The following is a 16,840-nucleotide window of genomic DNA, read 5'->3' as shown; positions in this document are numbered from 1 at the left end:
CCAGGCGAATGAGTGCACAGCCGACAAACCGGTCGATGCTATGCGCAACCGACCCGCGTCCGGCGTGTCAGTGGCGTCCGAATTTTTTCTCGATGATCCTGAGCCCATGTTCGTATCTGGACGTATCTGAATTCATCTTTCGAGCCTGGGCAAGGTTGTCCTTGAGATCGGCTATTTTCACGGGCCGGGCAATCTGATTGGACGCTGCCCTGAGGACGAATCTCTCGGCGTCTTCGCCGGGGCGTTTGGTGAGTGCGTCCACGGCATCAACGATCAGCGGGCTGAAGCCCTGTTCGCGAAGCCGTTCCAGACTCCAACCCGGTGCCTTCTCGACCAGATCATGCAGATAGGCGACTGTTCGTTCGTCCTCGTCGGTGACGGCCTCGGCAACACGTTTGCAGTGGGAAAAATAGGGCTCGCCCTGTTTGTCCTTCTGACCCGAGTGGCCATCGAAAGCGAGCTTAACTGCTTTCAGAAGGTCGGACATCGATGCATGCTCATCGGTATCGGTTGCGTGGCCGTCAAAGCTCATCATCTCCACCTCTTCAGGACCGCATCCTGCTTTTCCTTCTGCGGAGAGGTCGCGATGCGTTTCTCAAGAACCGCAGCTTCTCTCTTTTCCCTCACTAAATAGGAGGAAATAGGCCTGTCCGTTCGTTGTGGAAGCCGGACCAAGGTCCGATGGTTCAGTAATGACCTTCGGTCCATTAGCGAGTTGGCAACGTCGATATACGCAACCTCATCCAATCCTTCAGCCATCCAGCCAAGCCGCGAGACCATCCAGTGTCTGCAGCCCATATTCGACCGCACCGAAGCCGATAACGATCTGACGCCGCTCGCGAGTAGGGTGGAGCTGGCGCATCGTCAGCACTGTCTTGCCGTCGCCCTGTTCATCAAAGGTCACGGTGGCGCGAAAACGATCGCAACTGCTGCCTAGGCAGGAGCTTGGATTCTTTGTTCCGACCGACGGGCACGGATCGCGGCGGCAATGAAGACCCTCGAAAGTCCATGATATAGTGGTTCATGCGACAATATCCGCGATGTTAAATAGCCGATCATGGAAACGGCCATGATTGGGATCACGGCCTGGTGATCGCCAGTCATTTCCAGGATGATAACGAAAGCTGTCATCGGCGCTTGCACGACACCGGAAAAGTACCCTGCCATCCCAAGGATCGCTGCCAGGGCAATGCTGGTGCCAAGCAATGATCCAACTGTACTGCCCAACCCTGCGCCCACGGCGAGTGACGGGGCGAAGATACCGCCGGGTATGCCGGACAGCATCGAAAGAAAACTTGCCGCAAGCTTTTCGATGAAGAACAGCATTGGAAGGGCATGACCCTCGATAGCGCCTCTCGCCTGTTCATAGCCAGTGCCGAATGTCGCACTGCCGGATCCAACCCCAATGACGGCAACGAGTAGACCGCAAAGTCCTGCAACCGCGACCGTCCGTGTGAGTGGCTGTGGGTGGACCCAACGGCGAAGGCGCTGACCGAAATGGAGGGCGAAACCACTGAAGCAAGCGCCGAGTGCGCCGCCACCAACACCGCAGATCAAGATCAGCCCCCAATCTCGAATGTCAGTTGGGGTTGCCGATGCTTCGCCGAAATAACTATAGCTACCCGCAAGAGCGAGAGCCGCCATGCCGGAAAGAATGACAGCGGTCAGGACGATACCATTCGCACGCGACTGATAGCTCCGACTCATCTCTTCGATTGCAAAGACGATCCCGGCGAGCGGTGTGTTGAAAGCGGCAGCGATACCGGCTGCGGAACCTGCCAGGATAAGGCCTCTGGCCTGCGCCATGCCTCCGAAGCGAGCCACCGCGAGCATGATTGCTCCGCCAACTTGAACAGTTGGTCCTTCGCGTCCGATCGAAGCGCCGCAAAACAGGCCCAAAATCGTCAGCATGATTTTGCCAACTGCTATCCTCAAAGACAACAAGCGCTGACGGTCTTCATTCTCCTGGAGATGCCGGGCGGCTATCGCCTGCGGAATGCCGCTTCCTTGAGAGTTTGGGAACACTTTGGCTGCTAGATAAGCAGACAGCATAAATCCCAGTGGCGTAATCAACAGAGGCAACAAAAATGCGAACTCACTCGATGATCCAATCGAGGTGAAAGCCTTTTGCGCAAGATCGGCAAGTTTGGCAAATATGACACTTACAACGCCTATCGCGATTGCGCCGAACCAAAATACGGCCCTTTTACGCCAGAGGGACAAGGAACCCCGAAGAACACGAGAACGACGGAAAAGCTTTGATTTGCGATAAGCGCTTGGCATCTGAAACTCTGGCAGAACGGTATTTAACCCGAGCCTTTTAGCGCCATAAAGCAGTACGCGTCACCCCTTACGTCGTGGCTCAAATCATCAACCAATAATTCCACTGCAGCAATTCCTTGTTCCCAGGGTCGGACTGCATGGTCCGAACCGCCACCTGATGACCGATCGCGCCGGCTTAATGTTTCGCTCTGCAGAAAGTGCCGGTCTGGGCTTACGCATTAGCGGCGGATGAGCCTTCCCACCCAAATCAATATGCAGGCTCCGACAAATCCGGCAACCAGGTATCCGAGCCAACCGCTCAGAACGATACCGACCAGCGAAAGCAAGATATTGGCGATGATAGCCCCAACGATTCCGAGGATGATGTTCATCAGCACCCCCATGTTCGACTTCATGAACTGCTCGGCGAGCCATCCCGCAATACCGCCGATGATAATCGCTGCAATCCAGCCGATACCTGCTTCTTCCATGTTGAACCTCTCGAAATAATGCTGATCCAAATTGACTACAGTTCATTGCACCTAGAGCGGGACGCGCCGCCGTCAATCACCGATCGCTTCTCGGAACTTCAACGGCGGACATACCTGGATGACCGCGACCATCTGGTACGACGCTTTCGGGCCTTCCGCGTCCCGGGAGGGGTTTCAACTCCAGCCAGCAGCGACAACCGAGGAGGCCGTGTTTTCCTGAAAGTTCAACGTTTTGGGGTCCGGACGAAGACGATGCTTCGCTCGGTTGCTGTCCGGCCGGGTTGCCCGGCTCCGGCTGTTCGAGTAGCGCACCGGAACGATTTCTTACGAGGGATGTTGTCTCCAGGGATGATGGTCGTCCCAGTTTTTCTTGGAGGCGAAAAGGCATGGTCCGAACGAAAAGTTGCTTCTCGGCCCTCGCGATAGCCAATGCAATCCGGTCGCAGCCAGGACCCGCCAAACGCATACAGGATCCGGAGCTCAGGACGCTGATGTCAGTCCCGGCAGAAGAAGAGGTGGAGGCGCGCAGGGCCCGGCGGGCCTTGCGCCGACAGAAGCAGCGCAATGAAAATGAAGAGCGCGCCGCAAAAATGCACGATCTTAGAATGGGTGCCAAACAGGCCAGCTACCCCGGAGCGCTCTCGGCCGTAAGCAACATTCAAATCGGCTGTTCGGGGTGGTATTACTGGCATTGGAACGGACGATTCTATCCCTCCGATCTTTCACGAAGCCAATGGTTTGCCCATTATCAGAAAAGTTTTCGAACCGTCGAGCTTAATGCCCCGTTTTATTCTTGGCCAACGCTCGCCACCATAAAGACATGGCTGCGCCAGGCAGATGACGCCTTCGTCTACACCGTGAAAGTATGTGAGTTAATTACGCACATCAAAGCTTTCGAAGGCACCCACGAACTGGTGCGGGACTTCGGCTATATTTCGGACGTGCTTGGAGACCATATGGGGTGCTTTTTGTTCCAGCTGCCTCCGCGCGTGCGCTACACAACGGAGATGCTGGATTTGATCCTCTGTCAGCTTGACCCGGCTCGACGGAACGTCGTCGAATTCCGGCATAAGAGCTGGTGGGATGATACTGTGTTTAGGAAGTTCGAGGCTGCCGGAGTGATCTTTTGTTCAACCAGCGGACCGCGGCTTCCTGATCAACTCGTCAAGACTTCGGACGACGTGTATTTACGTTTTCACGGCACCACCCAGTGGTATCGACATGACTATAGCGACGAGGAGCTGCTCGGATGGGTCGAGCGCATTAAAGCTAGTGGCGCGAAACGGGTCTGGGCCTATTTCAATAACGACCGTGATGCCAATGCAGTCAAGAACGCCGAGGCGCTTTGCCGACTGCTTGAAGCGCAGAACCCGATGGTGGGCAGCTAGAAAAGCAGGCATTTATCTTTGATAGGGTGGATCGTACGTGGCTGGCAATTTGTGGTGATGGCTTTGTCAGTCACGCCCTGCAAACCCGGCAGCTTGCTTAGCGATCATGTCGAAGTGGCTACCCTCGCTCGGTCACCGCAACGCGATTTCGGTGCTGCTCGTACTGCGAGCCTATTTTAGCCCCGGCAAGGATGGCCAATCCCATCGCGATAATGCTGGCCAGCAAGATAAGCCAGGGTCCAATTTCCCGATTTGATGGTCGGTGAATGCTCATAGCGACGACGATGGCACAAGGCCGATCTGGTTGGGCTGGGGTAGCACAGCTTGCGGGCGCTCGTCACTGTTGAGGGCAGCGCGGGTTTCATCTTCGCCCCAGCCGGCGGCTAGTGCCGAGGAAACCAGAATTTCCAGTCTCTCTGCTTCCGAGGCGTTTGACGTCTCATTGAGGCGATGCCTGGCGGTCTCGAGACACTGCTTGAGGTTGGCTTGCCGGGCAAACGGGTTGTCCGAGTAGGTCGGCGATGCGACGTAGGTCATTTGATGGCTCCTTTATTTTATCTCACAACGAGCAGCCGTCAGTCCGGTTCCACCCCGTATTCCGACATCATGCCGCCCAGTTCGGCAATTCGGGCCAAATTGGCAATACCGTTGAGATCGTTTAAGCTCAGCAACCGGGACCATTCGAACGGGGTGAGGAAGGCTGACAGCCTAACGAAGAAAGCCTTCGCGCCCGAACTCTTCCCAGCCGCGCAGTTTCGACGGTTCATCGTCGGCGCTCACCTCGGGCGGCGTCGGAGCTTTGCCACCCTTCTTGAGGGAGCGGGTCAGTTTCGCCTTCCAGGCCGCACGCCTTCTGTTTTCCGCCGCAGTTGCGGCGTCGTCTTCGCGCCATTCGTCGACGATACCGCGGTCGAGCATGTCCTCGACCGCCCGTGGGTCGAAGACATGAAAGGTTATCTTGCGTGCACGCCCACGAAGCTTCACCGTTCGGGTTCCAGCACTCGGCAGTCGGCCATCGTTGAGCCAGCGATGTCTCTCGGTTGTGGATATGGATAGGATTTCCTCAATTTCGCGAGGAATCACCGGGAGGCTTTCGATATTTTCAAGTGCCTCGGCGACGACTGCCGAGGCCCTGCGAAACTCGGCTTTCGCACATTCGGGCATTCCCAAGGTGAGAAAGCTACCGCTGAGATCAAGCGACTTGCGGCTTACGGAAGGCAATCGGGCTCTGATCTCGAGGAGGATCCCTTTGGCGCGCACGGATGACCCCAGCGTGGCCGCGGGAGGCAGCGCCCAGGTCTGGATCAGGTCTGAAGGGACATTCTTTCTCGTCTTTGACATCTGACTGTAGATGGGACTTCAAAGCAGAAGCGTCAACGACCAGGCCCGCTTAGGCGCCACTGGATATGCCGTGAATGGGAGGCCTTGGTCCCGACAAGCCCTCGAAGGATCATCGTCGGTAGCTGCACGTCGTTACTGAGCTCTTGGCGTTTCCCGAACAATCTGGCCAAGAACCGATCCAAGTTCGTCCAGATCGACCGGCTTCGTCAGATGGTGGTTGAAACCAGCCGCCGAAGCGAGGTCCTTATCCTTGCTCTGTCCCCATCCGGTCTGGGCGATGATCGGAATATCCTTGAATTCGCCGTCGGCTCTAAATGCGCGGCACACCTCGTACCCATCCATATGAGGCAAGCCGATGTCGAGAAGCACGATGTCGGGTTGGAAGGAGCGGGCCGCCTGAAGAGCTTCCCGTCCGTCATGAACGAGGTGATATTCGTATCCGATCTCCTCCACCATCCAGCCCACCACCTGAGCGACGTCGACGTTGTCATCGACAATGAGAACCTTTCCTGTCTGTTCAGAAACAGTTTCATCCACGCTCGGTCGGGCTTCAGGCGTGGTTTCCGCCGGAGCGGAAACGAGAGGCAGCCGAATGACAAAGCATGTGCCGGTTCCCGTTGGGCCAGCTTTTGCCTCTATCCGGCCGCCATGCAAGGTCACGAGCTGCTTCGAAAGAGAAAGGCCGATGCCCAGGCCGCCCTGGGAACGTGTCAGGTGATCCTCGACCTGGGTGAACAGCAGGAAGACATTTGAGCGCATATGCTCCGGAATGCCGATCCCGTTGTCGGACACCACGATGACGACCTCCGTTGTCTCCCGATAGGCTGTTATCTCAATCCGTCCGCCCTCAGGCGTGTACTTGGCCGCGTTGTTCAGCAGGTTTCCGACGACCTGGGAGAGGCGAGCGGGATCGCCATCGACCCATAGCGCTTCGCTTGGCAGGTCGGCCACAAACCTATGCCCGGCCGCATCGATCGCGGGTCGGCTTCCTTCAACCGCCAGATTGACGATGTCCTGGACTTTGACGGGTTCTCTGCGCAGCTCGATCTTGCCCTGGCTGACACGTGAAACATCGAGAAGATCATCGATCAGCCGCACCAGATGGGATAGCTGGCGATCCATCGTCGACCGAATTTTCTCCGCCTCGGCGCTGTCAGGCTTTCGATTCAGAATGTCGAGCCCGTGGCGAAGTGGTGCGAGTGGGTTGCGCAGTTCGTGAGCGAGCGTTGCAAGGAAGATGTCCTTCCTCTGGTCGGCTTCCTTCAACGCGGTTGCATGCGCTTCAAGCTCATCGCGCTGCATTGCCAGCTGTTGGCGCTGCCGATAGAGTTCAAAGAAAACCTCCGCCTTGCTGCGCAGAATGTCGGGCTCGATCGGCTTCTGGATGAAGTCGACGGCGCCAGCTTCATAGCCCTGGAAACGCCACGACCGGTCAGGGCTACCAGCGGTCACGAAAATAATCGGAACCCGCCGCGACCGTTCGTTTCCCCGCATGAGTTCGGCCAATTCAAAGCCGTTCATGCCAGGCATCTGCACATCGATCAGGGCGAGAGCGATATCGTGCTTCAGCAGAAGTTCCAGGGCTTCATCTCCAGAGCGCGCCTTCAGGAGCCTGAGACCCTCACGGCGCAAGAGCGCCTCCAGGGAAATGAGGTTTTCTTCGAGGTCGTCCACCAGGAGGAAGGACACGGGGTCCATGAGCTTACACCTTCTTCAGATATTCAGTGATCGCCGCAAGCGACATGATGTTTGCGCCCGGGCATGCGCGGATTGCCGCTTCGGGCATCGCCGGAGCAAAAGCGCCGTGAGGATTTTGGACAAGGGCTGTTCCACCAGCGTCGACAACTGCGCGCAGGCCCGCAGCACCGTCATGGTTGGCACCGGTCAGGACGATCGCTATCAGGCCCGAGCCGTAGACATCCGCGGCAGTTTCGAACAGCACGTCGATCGATGGGCGCGAGAACATGATCGGATCATCGCTGGACAAGGCCAGAGAGCCGACCGATTCCACGAGCAGGTGATAGTCGGGTGGTGCGAAGTATGCCGTTCCGGCCTTGATCGTTTCCTTGTCTTCGACCTCTCGGACATCGATGGCACATTTCGTGCGGAAGAGTTCGGCGAGAATGCTCCGCTTGTCAGGAGGCACATGCACCACAACGAAGATCGGCAGCGGAAATCCGTCTGGTAGTGCCGGCAGGATCACCGACAATGCTTCGAGCGCGCCTGCGGACGCGCCGATAACCACTGCTTCATGGCGCCGAACGCTCATCAGTCCGTCCTCTGATAGATCTTTTCCTCGCGCACAAACTCCTTGAACGACTTTGAATGCGACGAGAACCGGATGCTTTCCTTGGATCCAAGACCCAGAAAGCCGTTCCGCGGCAGGGAATCCTTGAACAAGCCAATCGCCCGATCCTGGAGGGACCGATCGAAATAGATCATCACATTGCGGCAGGAAACGAGGTTCATCTCCCCGAAGACTGCATCAGTGACCAGGCTGTGATCGGAAAAGACGACGTTGCGGCGCAACGTCTTGTCGAACGTCGCCCGGCCATAAGCGGCTGTATAATATTCCGACAGGGAAGATTTGCCCCCGGACTTTCGGTGGTTCTCGGTAAAGAGCTGGATCCGGTCGAGATCGTAGATCCCGCGCTCCGCAATCGCCAGGGCATCCTGGTTGATATCGGTGGCGTAGAATATCGTACGCTCTTCGAGACCTTCTTCCCGAAAGAGGATCGCCATCGAATAGAGTTCCTCGCCGCCGCTGCAGCCTGCGATCCACACCTTGAGGGAAGGATAGGTAAGAAGATGCGGGATCACCTGCTCCCTGATCGCCTTGAAGTAGGCGGGATCCCTGAACATCTCGCTGACCTGGACCGTGAGGTAATCGAGCAGTCGCGGAAGTGCTGACGGGTCGTGCAGGAGGTTTTCCTGCAGTGCCGAGTAGGTCGAAAAGCCAAGCTGCTCGCGCGCCTGCTTCAGCCGGCGCTTGATCGACGCCATGGCGTAGTTCCGGAAATCGTAGTGATAGCGGACATATAGCGCTTCGAGCAGCAACCGGATCTCGATATCCTCGACCTTGCCGATATGTATTTCGGTCACCGCGGCATCCATACGCGTACGAGTGAGAGGAGCTTTTCGACGTCGAGAGGCTTAGCCATGTAGTCGCTCGCACCCGCCTCAATGCACCGCTGCTGATCATCGGGCATGGCCTTTGCCGTCAACATTATGATCGGCAGCTTGTTCCAGGCGGCGTTCTTGCGGATCTCCCGGGTCGCCGCCAGACCATCCATGACGGGCATCATCACGTCCATGAGAACAAGATCGATAGCCTTCGCCGGGTCATCCCCGGACTTTGCAAGCGCATCGAGTGCTTCCTGGCCGTTGCGCGCAATCTGGATGACCGCGCCTTTCGGTTCGAGGATATTGGTGAGCGCATAGACGTTGCGCACGTCATCCTCGACGACGAGGATGCGGCGTCCCTCAAGGAGGGCGTCCCGGTTTCGGGCCTTGCGGATCATCTTCTGCTGCTCGTCGGGGAGTTCTGAGACGACCTGGTGAAGGAAAAGGGTCACCTCGTCCAGCAGGCGTTCCGGTGACTTTGCCCCCTTGATGATGATCGATTTCGAGTAACGCCTTAGTTTCTGCTCGTCGTCCGCAGACAGGACGCGTCCGGTATAGACGATGACAGGGGGGAAGGAGTGGTCGCCGTCCTGGCTGATGGTCTCCAGCAGCGAATAGCCGGATGCGTCAGGCAAGGACAGATCAAGCACGATGCAGTCGAAGGTCTGTTCCTTCAGGAGCTTCAGGCATTCGGCAGCCGTCCCGGCGCTGACCGTTTCGACGTCATGCGACGTCAAGAGCTTCGCGACGGCCTCCCGCTGGACCTCGTTGTCTTCGACAATCAGGACGCGGTGCATTCGTTGAGAAAGCTTCGACTCCAGCTTTGCGAGCACCTCGATCAATTGCTCCCGCTTGACCGGCTTGAGCATGTAGCCAACGGCGCCAAGCGACAACGCGGTTTCCACATTATCGTTGGCCGATACGATATGGATCGGGATATGACGGGTCCGCACGTCCCGCTTCAGCCTGTCCAGCACCGATAGTCCCGATTGATCGGGCAAACCGACATCGAGGACGATCGCGCTCGGCATGTACTGTTTAGAGAGAGAAAGAGCCTCCTGCGCTGTGCCGGCGACCACGACACGGAACCCCATTTCCCGGGCAATGTCCCTGAGGATAGCGGCAAAGCTGTGATCGTCTTCGATGACAAGGAGAAGGTGTCGTTCGTCTAAGGGTGCGGCGCGGTCGTCTTCGATGATTTGACGACGCGGCGGCTGCGGGATAGCTGTGGTGTCGACCGGCGCTGATGAAACCGAGACGATTGGCGCGGCAGAACTAATATCGCGCGGCGCGACCTTCGCGGGGTCGTAGGACTGGGGCAGCACGATTGTAAACGTGCTCCCTTGTCCCTCCCGGCTCGCGAGATGGATGCTGCCACCGAGAAGGCGAACAAGCTCCCGGGAAATCGACAGCCCGAGACCTGTTCCGCCATATCTGCGGCTGATCGTTCCATCGGCCTGGTGAAACGCCTCGAATATGCTTTTCTGCTGTGTTTCTGCGACGCCGATGCCGGTGTCACGGACGGCGAAGGCGACGTTACCGCGAGCTTCAGGCTTGACCGTGATCGTCACGCTTCCTCGCTCGGTGAACTTGAATGCGTTGGATAGCAGGTTTTTCAGAACCTGCTCGAGCTTTTGCGGGTCGGTTTCGATGACGCTCGGGGCGTCTGCGGTGACGTCGACATGGAACTCCAATTCCTTGCTTTGAGCAACGGGATCGAAAAGCTGTGAAAGGTTGTTTGTCAGTCTCTCGATCGAAAGAGGCTCCGGCTTTATGTCGACATGCCCGGCTTCGATCTTCGAAAGGTCTAGAATATCGTTGATCAGGTTGAGCAGGTCGTTGCCTGAGGATTGGATCGTCTGGGCGTACTTGACCTGCTCCTCCGTCAGGTTCTCCTCAGCATTGTCGGCAAGCAGCTTGGCGAGGATCAGGGAGGAGTTCAGCGGCGTTCTGAGTTCATGCGACATGTTCGCGAGGAAGTCTGACTTGTAGCGGCTCGCCTGTTCGAGCTCGCGGGCCTTCAGTTCCACCGAAGCATTGACCTGCTCCAGGCTGTCCCGCTGGATTTCCAGTTGCCGCGCCTGTTCCTCGAGCTGCGAGTTGGTTTGCTCCAGTTCAACCTGCTGCTGCTCCAGCCGGGCCTGCGATTCCTTGAGCGCGCGGCCCTGTTCCTCGAGTTCCTCATTGGAAACGCGCAGTTCCTCGCTCTGAACCTGAAGCTCTTCCGATTGCCGCTGCGTTTCCTCCAACAGTTTCTGGAGCTCAGTGCGATAGTTCGCCGAGCGTATTGCGGTTGCGATGGAGGATGACGCATGCTCCAGAAAGTACAGGACGTGTTCGGGGACCTTGCGGAGGAAACCGAGTTCGATGACAGAGTTGACGGTCTCATCGAGAACAGCCGGCGAAATCACCAGATGCCGTGGCTTGTCCTGACCGAGTGCCGATCCAAAGGCCAGATAGCCGTCGGGAACGTCATCGACGAGAAGTGTCCTGCGTTCAGCGGCTGCCTGGCCCAGCAATCCTTCTCTTCCGCTGAACCGTGCAGGGATGGACACACCCGCGGGGACGCCATAGGTGGATGCCCGTCGATACCAATCCTGATCGCCGACGAAGATTGCTCCGGCGACAGCTCCCGCATAACGCGCCATGAACTCGAGAATGCTGTTGCCGAGCTGATCGGTCTGCTGGTCGCCCATCATGGCGGTGGCGAGACCCAGCTGGCCCGTCCTCAGCCACTCCTCATGTCGGCGCGCCATCGTTGCCCGGCGGACCATGACGCCGATGGCAATGGTCAGGACGATGCCGAGGGCTGCTGCAAGCATGCTGGTCACCAGCGCCGTATTGTAGGCGCTTTCCATCTCGGCGAGCCGTGCTGCACGGAGGTTAGTCTCCTCCTCAGTCATGGCGCCGAGTTGAGCTCGCACGGCATCCATTTCGATCTTGCCGCGGTCGGAGTTGACAAGGGCAAGCGCCGGCTCCAGACCCTGCGAGCGCCTCATGTCGATCGTTTCCTTGAGTTCCGCGAGCTTCGCATCCACGTGCTGTCGCAGCATAGGCAGTCGGCGCTGTTGTTCGGGATTATCCTTCGTGAGATCCGCGATCTCGGCAATCCGCTGCGGAATACTGGTCAGGGCCGCCTGGTAGGGGTCCAGATACCGCTCATCGCCGGTAAGGACGAAGCCTCGCTGCCCGGTTTCTGCATCCTGGATACTGGAAAGCACCTTGCTCAGGCCTAAGATGACCTCGTGCGTATGCACGATTCTCGCGTTGTTCTCGCGTAGCGACCGCAGATTGAAGGTCCCGATCACGCCGCTGATGACGAAGAAGGCGACTGCGGTGGCCAAGGCGAGCGCCACGGCGGGCTCAAGGCTGGATTTGAGCCTGTTGGTGGACACTGCGGCATGCGACATGAAATGCTCTCGCGAATGTGTGACGGTTCCGAATATCCCAGCTTGCGCGCCGAGCACACAGTCGGATCAAGAGGAATGTCGGCGCGAGATAATGCCCTGACACGAAACGTCAATGCGAGATTTCGCATGTTTTCGACTGCCGGGCCCAATGCATCCGGTCACTCCAATGCCATGTATGGGGCCAGGCATCCCGCAAGCGCCATAGGCGGAGCGCCGGCGACGTCAGGCTCCGACGGGCGATGGTCGGTTGATGTCCTCTCTCGTCAGCTGATTCACCTTCGCAGAGCGAAGACCCCTCTGTGGAGCATTTCGGCATTTAGCTGGTTTTCTCTTTGCAGCGCTCTGCCGACACGCTGGGGGACCTTGCATCGCCCATTATGAAGGTCCGCGACAGGCCCGGCGTAAGATCTTCAGATCCGCCGGGCTTTTCATTTGGCCTATGGAACCTTCGACAATCCTATCGGTTTCTGCTTCGCAATGTCCTGACAGGCGCAGTGCAAAGCTGGCTCCAATCCTTCTTGGACGCCAGAAGGCCCGGTTGCTCCCGCTGCCGGGCCTTTTTCAGTCGGGTTTGTTAGCTCCCTGCCCGAGCGGCGGAGATTTCCCCTGCAGGCTCGCCTGAAACCGATCTGGATTGGGAAGTCAGGAAGCGCAATCGAGAGGCGGTGAGGTCCATGCAAAAACTTGGCGATGACACCTGGGTCGCCATGGCCTTGACGCTTTAGCGCGGAACGCTGCCCCTCATGCTTCAACCTGATCCTAGGCGACGGCTATCTTACGCAGTCGAGCTTTCCCCTGCCAAGGGTCGGTCGGTCCGTCCTGATATCCTTGGGCCTGTGGCAATCTTCCTGGTTCGTGGAACCTTTCTGCGAGGCGTCGATGTTTTTTCCGTCGGCAGATCTACCGAAGCCGTCCGGATTGGTGATGGCTTCCTCTGAAGGGATAGAACTGTGGCTGCCAAATATCGGCCCGGCCTCATCGGGCAGGGACTGGGCATGAGCGTTCAGGGAAAGGCCAAGACCAGCGGTCAAGATCAGATAGGCTGCGAGGTGGAACCGGCGCATGGGCGTTTCTCCTTTGGAGACAAACTCTGTACCGGGGGGTGCTGTTCCCGAAAATCGTCCGGAAGCGGTGACTGACGTCGCGTGCCTGTCGCGCGGAACTCACAAGACCCAGCCTAACGTCCGCGTCAATCCAGGAGCGACTGAGTCGCTCTAACGCGCGAAATGACGCGATGGGCCAACAACTGACATCGGAAGCTCACCTACTTTAGTGCAGCTTCGATGGTGTTAACCAAGTCGTTTTCCGTGAAGGGTTTCAAGATTATTCGCCAGTCCTTCAGCTCCTTCAGGGGGCCTCGATCGCTATAGCCGGTCATGAGGATGACTGGCAAAGTTGGCCGCATCGCGCGTATCGCTTTCGCAAGCTCACCGCCGCTCATTTCCGGCATCGCGAAGTCCGCGAGAACGACATCTATTTCTTGATCCCTTGCGAGCAGCCGGAGCGCTTCATTGGCGCTCTCCGCTGACGCCGTTGCATATCCGAGAAATTCGAGTAGCCTGACCGTGGACTTGAGGACAGCCTTGTCATCGTCCACGACCAAAACACGCAACCTCTTGGAAGTCTGCGCACGGTTGCTCGCATCAGCAACGTCCGCCTGGTCATCAGAAACGTCGGCCGCAGCGCGCGGCAGGAAGATAGTGACCGCAGTTCCTCGGCCGAGGCCTGTCTCGATGCGCACGCCGCCACAGGATTGTTTGGCAAAACCGAAGACTTGCGCCAATCCGAGACCTGAACCCTTTCCCGCTTCTTTCGTCGTAAAAAAGGGCTCGAACACATGTGGCAGCACCTCGTCTGGGATGCCGATGCCGGTATCCTTGACGGCGAGCGCTACGTAGTCTCCCGGCAACGGCTGTTCCGGCCGGGAGGGCGCGCTTTCGATCATGGTGTTGAACGTCTCGACAGTCAGAGTGCCGCCCGGCTGCATCGCATCCCTGGCGTTGATGGCGAGGTTGAGGACGATCATCTCGATCTGGTTTGGATCGACCAAGGCGGGCCAGAGATCCGGGGCAAATCTCGTTTTGAATTGCAACGTGCCGCCCAAGATGACCCTGAACAGATTGTCCATCCCGACGAGCTTGCTGTTGAGATCGACCTTGTGGGGTTCAAGCTGTTGTTGCCGCGAAAAGGCGAGGAGTTGCGCAATGAGCTTCGCGCCGCGCTCAGCAGCGTTGCGAATCAATTCGACGCCTTCCTGATCGTCAGGTCCTTGCACTGTGCGGGAAAGCAGATTCGCGTTGGTGAGCACGACACTGAGCAGGTTGTTGAAATCGTGCGCCACGCCTGACGTGATCTGCCCGATCGCATCGAGCCGCTGCAACTGCTGGACCTCGGCTTCGGCGACCTCTCGTTTCTCCATCTGAGAGCGCAGCTGCCGGTTGGCTTCCTGCAGTTCGCGCGTCCGCTCTTCAACGCGACGTTCGAGCCTTCCTTCGACAAGTTTGTGGTCGGTGACCTCCAGAGCGATGCCGAAAAACGAAACCGGCGTGTTGTTCTCGAAACTGGTCTGCCCACGCGTCGCGACCCAACGTTCCACGCCGTCGGCTTTTCCTATTACCCTATATTCGACTTCATAGACACCATCGCCCCGCGGGTCGACGCACCGCTCGATCGCAGCCTCGACCCGCGCCTGATCGCCTGGATGAATGCCGGCCCTCCACACCTCGTAATCGACAGGCGCGCCTGCAGCCAGGCCCCACATTGCCCTCAGGGTGTCGTCCCACTGCAATTCATTGGTTTGGGGATTCCATTCATAGCGGCCAAGCTTCACGAGATCGACCGCCGCCTGCAGCCTCGCCTCGCTTTGGCGCAAGGACGCTTCGGTTTGCGCTCGCTCGAGCAGGTCGGCTGCTTCCCGGGCCAGCACATCGAAGCGGCTGAAATCACTATTGCTGGGCTCGTGCGGCTCCCGCCAATGGGTCGAGACCATGCCGAGCGTGCGGCCGTTGCGAGACCGCAGCGGCGTCGACTGGACTGCGCGCAGGTTGGAGAGGCGGTAGGCCTCCAGGCCCTCGGTCCCCGCCATGAAGGCGCAGGTCTCGGTGTCGCTGACGAGCACGCGCCGTCCTGTCTTCAGCGCCTCGCCGCACGTGCTCGCCGTGTTGCAATCGACGCGATCCCAGAACGTGGCCGCGTCGGGATGAAAGCCGCGCCCGGCCAGCAGTTTCAAAATCCCCGTATCAGGCTCAAATATCTGCATGCTCGCGGCCTGTGAGCGCATCACCACGATGGCCGCATCGAGAATCCGCTCGTAGAGAAGCTCAGGGCGGTTGGAGAGCAGCTCCAGGCTGACCTGCTGGAGCTGACGGGCGACTTCGTGCTCTTGTGCGAGTTGGGCCTCGCTCTCGCGCAGCGCCCGTTCTGCATACACTCGCTCGGTGATGTCTCGCGCGATTTTTGACGCGCCGATGACCCTGTCCGCCGTATCCATCAAGGGCGACACTGTGAGTGAAACATCAACCGGACTTCCGTCTTTACGCCTGCGAACGGTTTCGTAGGAACCAATGCGTTCGCCTCTGCGGACGCGATCAAGAATTGCGGTTTCTTCGTTGTGGCGATCCGGGGGAATCAGAATCATAATCGGCTGGCCGATGACTTCCTCGGCCATGTAGCCGAAGATTCGCTCCGCGCCCCCGTTCCAACTGGTGATCATGCCATTCAGGTCTTTGCCAACGATTGCGTCGTGACTGGACTGGACGATGGAAGCGACTCGCTGCGCCGCGTTCAGGGTGAGCAAAGTCTGATAGGCGGTCGCCGCGAAAACGCCCAGGTTGGTCATCACGCGCAAGTCTTCCGCATCGAAGCGGCGACTGGTGTCATGCGCGACGACCCAGATTGTGCCGACTGCTTCATCCTTGATGAAGAAGGGAATCAGGAGCGCTTCCTCAAGAACGGGCCTGATGGGCTCCCAGTAGGGGAAATCGACTTCGGGATGTGAGCAGATCATGGCGACGCCTTGGTCCAGGACCGTGCCGCAAGGACCAAAGTTGCGCGGTGTTCCGCCGTTTACGTGACTGGCCCACTGCCCGGCGATGGCGCGCCAATGAAAATTACTCTTCCCGTCCCCTTCCTCCAGGAGGCTGAGCCCGGCAGAGTGCGCGCGACACAGACCTAACGCGGAATCGACGAGCTTCTGCAAGATGCCTTCGGGCGAGCGTGCTAATTCCTGCGCCAAGGCGATCAGTGCCTGGTTCTCTGCGCCGTAGTCGGCCGGACGCGACGGACGCCGCCGCAACTCCTCCGCCAAAAGCATGGAACGCAGGTTAGGTTTGAGCTTGCGGCCACTAGCTGTGGTGCGCCGCTTCACCGACTGCTTCCCTTGCTCGGCTCGCACTTCAATCACCTAACACTGGGACCGCGTCCCCGAGCAGTAACTTATATCTCGGGCGGCTCGCCCATCCTAACTTGAGATACATGTAAAATTGCTGATGCTCTTTCGCATGCACAATTCGCGTGTGTACCCTGCGCGGGACGCACCGGTTCGTGCGCAGGCTGAAGGAAACCCCGTCCACCGCGCACGTCTGCTGTAGGTCATGAACGACAAAACTCAAGGTCAGTATAGCGGGTCCGCCTTCAGGTGCATAGCGATCAGTTGAGCCTGGCTGCAAAGCTGTGATTCAAGTTTGCAAACCGGAGTGCTGCCCTACAAATCCCGCGGCGTGCCGCGGGTGAGCGACCGTCGTATCGTCAATGGAGCGGTTTCTACCACCAACGCCAATGCGAACGCAGCACTACTCGCTGCGCACTGGTGCGGCCGGTCGCGTCA

At 58.3% G+C, this 16,840-nt stretch carries 12 protein-coding genes and 1 pseudogene; 1 reads left to right on the top strand and 12 read right to left on the bottom strand.

The window, feature by feature from the left end; translation table 11 throughout:
- Positions 1-67: 67 nt before the first annotated feature.
- The 4 genes and pseudogenes from FHT97_RS25475 to FHT97_RS25460 all read right to left on the bottom strand — a co-directional run bounded on the left by FHT97_RS25475 (position 68) and on the right by FHT97_RS25460 (position 2,753).
- A complete protein-coding gene (locus FHT97_RS25475) occupies positions 68-535 on the bottom strand; it encodes an HD domain-containing protein (protein ID WP_348649645.1) in 468 nt (155 codons plus the stop codon).
- Positions 536-751: 216 nt separating this feature from the next.
- A pseudogene (locus FHT97_RS25470) lies at positions 752-922 on the bottom strand (ATPase); the annotation flags it as partial.
- An 11-nt stretch (positions 923-933) separates the two neighbouring features.
- On the bottom strand, positions 934-2,283 hold the full coding sequence (locus FHT97_RS25465; RefSeq protein ID WP_183864647.1) for a chloride channel protein: 1,350 nt from the start codon (positions 2,281-2,283) through the stop codon (positions 934-936).
- 218 nt (positions 2,284-2,501) lie between these two features.
- Positions 2,502-2,753 carry a GlsB/YeaQ/YmgE family stress response membrane protein gene (locus tag FHT97_RS25460; RefSeq protein ID WP_183757989.1) on the bottom strand — a complete coding sequence of 84 codons (252 nt, stop codon included), beginning with the start codon at positions 2,751-2,753 and terminating at the stop codon, positions 2,502-2,504.
- 491 nt (positions 2,754-3,244) lie between these two features.
- On the opposite strand from FHT97_RS25460, the gene FHT97_RS25455 reads away from it, so the two are divergent.
- Positions 3,245-4,141, top strand: a complete 897-nt coding sequence (locus FHT97_RS25455) for a DUF72 domain-containing protein (RefSeq protein WP_183864670.1) — start codon at positions 3,245-3,247, stop codon at positions 4,139-4,141.
- Between the two features lie 270 nt (positions 4,142-4,411).
- Here the strand turns inward: FHT97_RS25455 and FHT97_RS25450 are convergent, their stop codons facing one another.
- From FHT97_RS25450 to FHT97_RS25415, 8 genes are all read right to left on the bottom strand, one after another.
- Complete coding sequence (locus FHT97_RS25450; RefSeq protein ID WP_183757985.1) at positions 4,412-4,678, bottom strand: hypothetical protein; 267 nt, start codon at positions 4,676-4,678, stop codon at positions 4,412-4,414.
- Positions 4,679-4,849: 171 nt separating this feature from the next.
- The gene (locus FHT97_RS25445; protein WP_183757983.1) at positions 4,850-5,482 is read right to left on the bottom strand and encodes a hypothetical protein; all 633 of its coding nucleotides are present in this window, start codon (positions 5,480-5,482) and stop codon (positions 4,850-4,852) included.
- Between the two features lie 132 nt (positions 5,483-5,614).
- Positions 5,615-7,180 (bottom strand): response regulator, encoded by a 1,566-nt coding sequence (locus FHT97_RS25440; RefSeq protein ID WP_183757982.1) that lies wholly within the window; start codon positions 7,178-7,180, stop codon positions 5,615-5,617.
- Between the two features lie 4 nt (positions 7,181-7,184).
- Positions 7,185-7,751: a chemotaxis protein CheB gene (locus FHT97_RS25435; RefSeq protein ID WP_183864646.1), complete on the bottom strand. Its 567-nt coding sequence runs from the start codon at positions 7,749-7,751 to the stop codon at positions 7,185-7,187.
- Positions 7,751-8,596, bottom strand: a complete 846-nt coding sequence (locus tag FHT97_RS25430) for a protein-glutamate O-methyltransferase CheR (RefSeq protein WP_183757978.1) — start codon at positions 8,594-8,596, stop codon at positions 7,751-7,753. Before FHT97_RS25430 ends, FHT97_RS25435 begins: the two co-directional genes overlap by 1 nt.
- Complete coding sequence (locus FHT97_RS25425) at positions 8,581-12,015, bottom strand: response regulator (RefSeq protein WP_183864645.1); 3,435 nt, start codon at positions 12,013-12,015, stop codon at positions 8,581-8,583. Before FHT97_RS25425 ends, FHT97_RS25430 begins: the two co-directional genes overlap by 16 nt.
- 770 nt (positions 12,016-12,785) lie before the next feature.
- Positions 12,786-13,079 (bottom strand): hypothetical protein, encoded by a 294-nt coding sequence (locus FHT97_RS25420; RefSeq protein ID WP_183864644.1) that lies wholly within the window; start codon positions 13,077-13,079, stop codon positions 12,786-12,788.
- A gap of 200 nt (positions 13,080-13,279) precedes the next feature.
- Complete coding sequence (locus tag FHT97_RS25415; RefSeq protein ID WP_183864643.1) at positions 13,280-16,381, bottom strand: PAS domain S-box protein; 3,102 nt, start codon at positions 16,379-16,381, stop codon at positions 13,280-13,282.
- Positions 16,382-16,840: the final 459 nt, after the last annotated feature.

The sequence above is a fragment of the Rhizobium sp. BK399 genome, from assembly GCF_014194695.1.
In the GTDB taxonomy this organism is placed as follows: Bacteria; Pseudomonadota; Alphaproteobacteria; order Rhizobiales; family Rhizobiaceae; genus Rhizobium.
The sequence above is the reverse complement of the archived record's forward strand: the minus strand, read 5'-3'. Positions and strand labels throughout refer to the sequence as shown.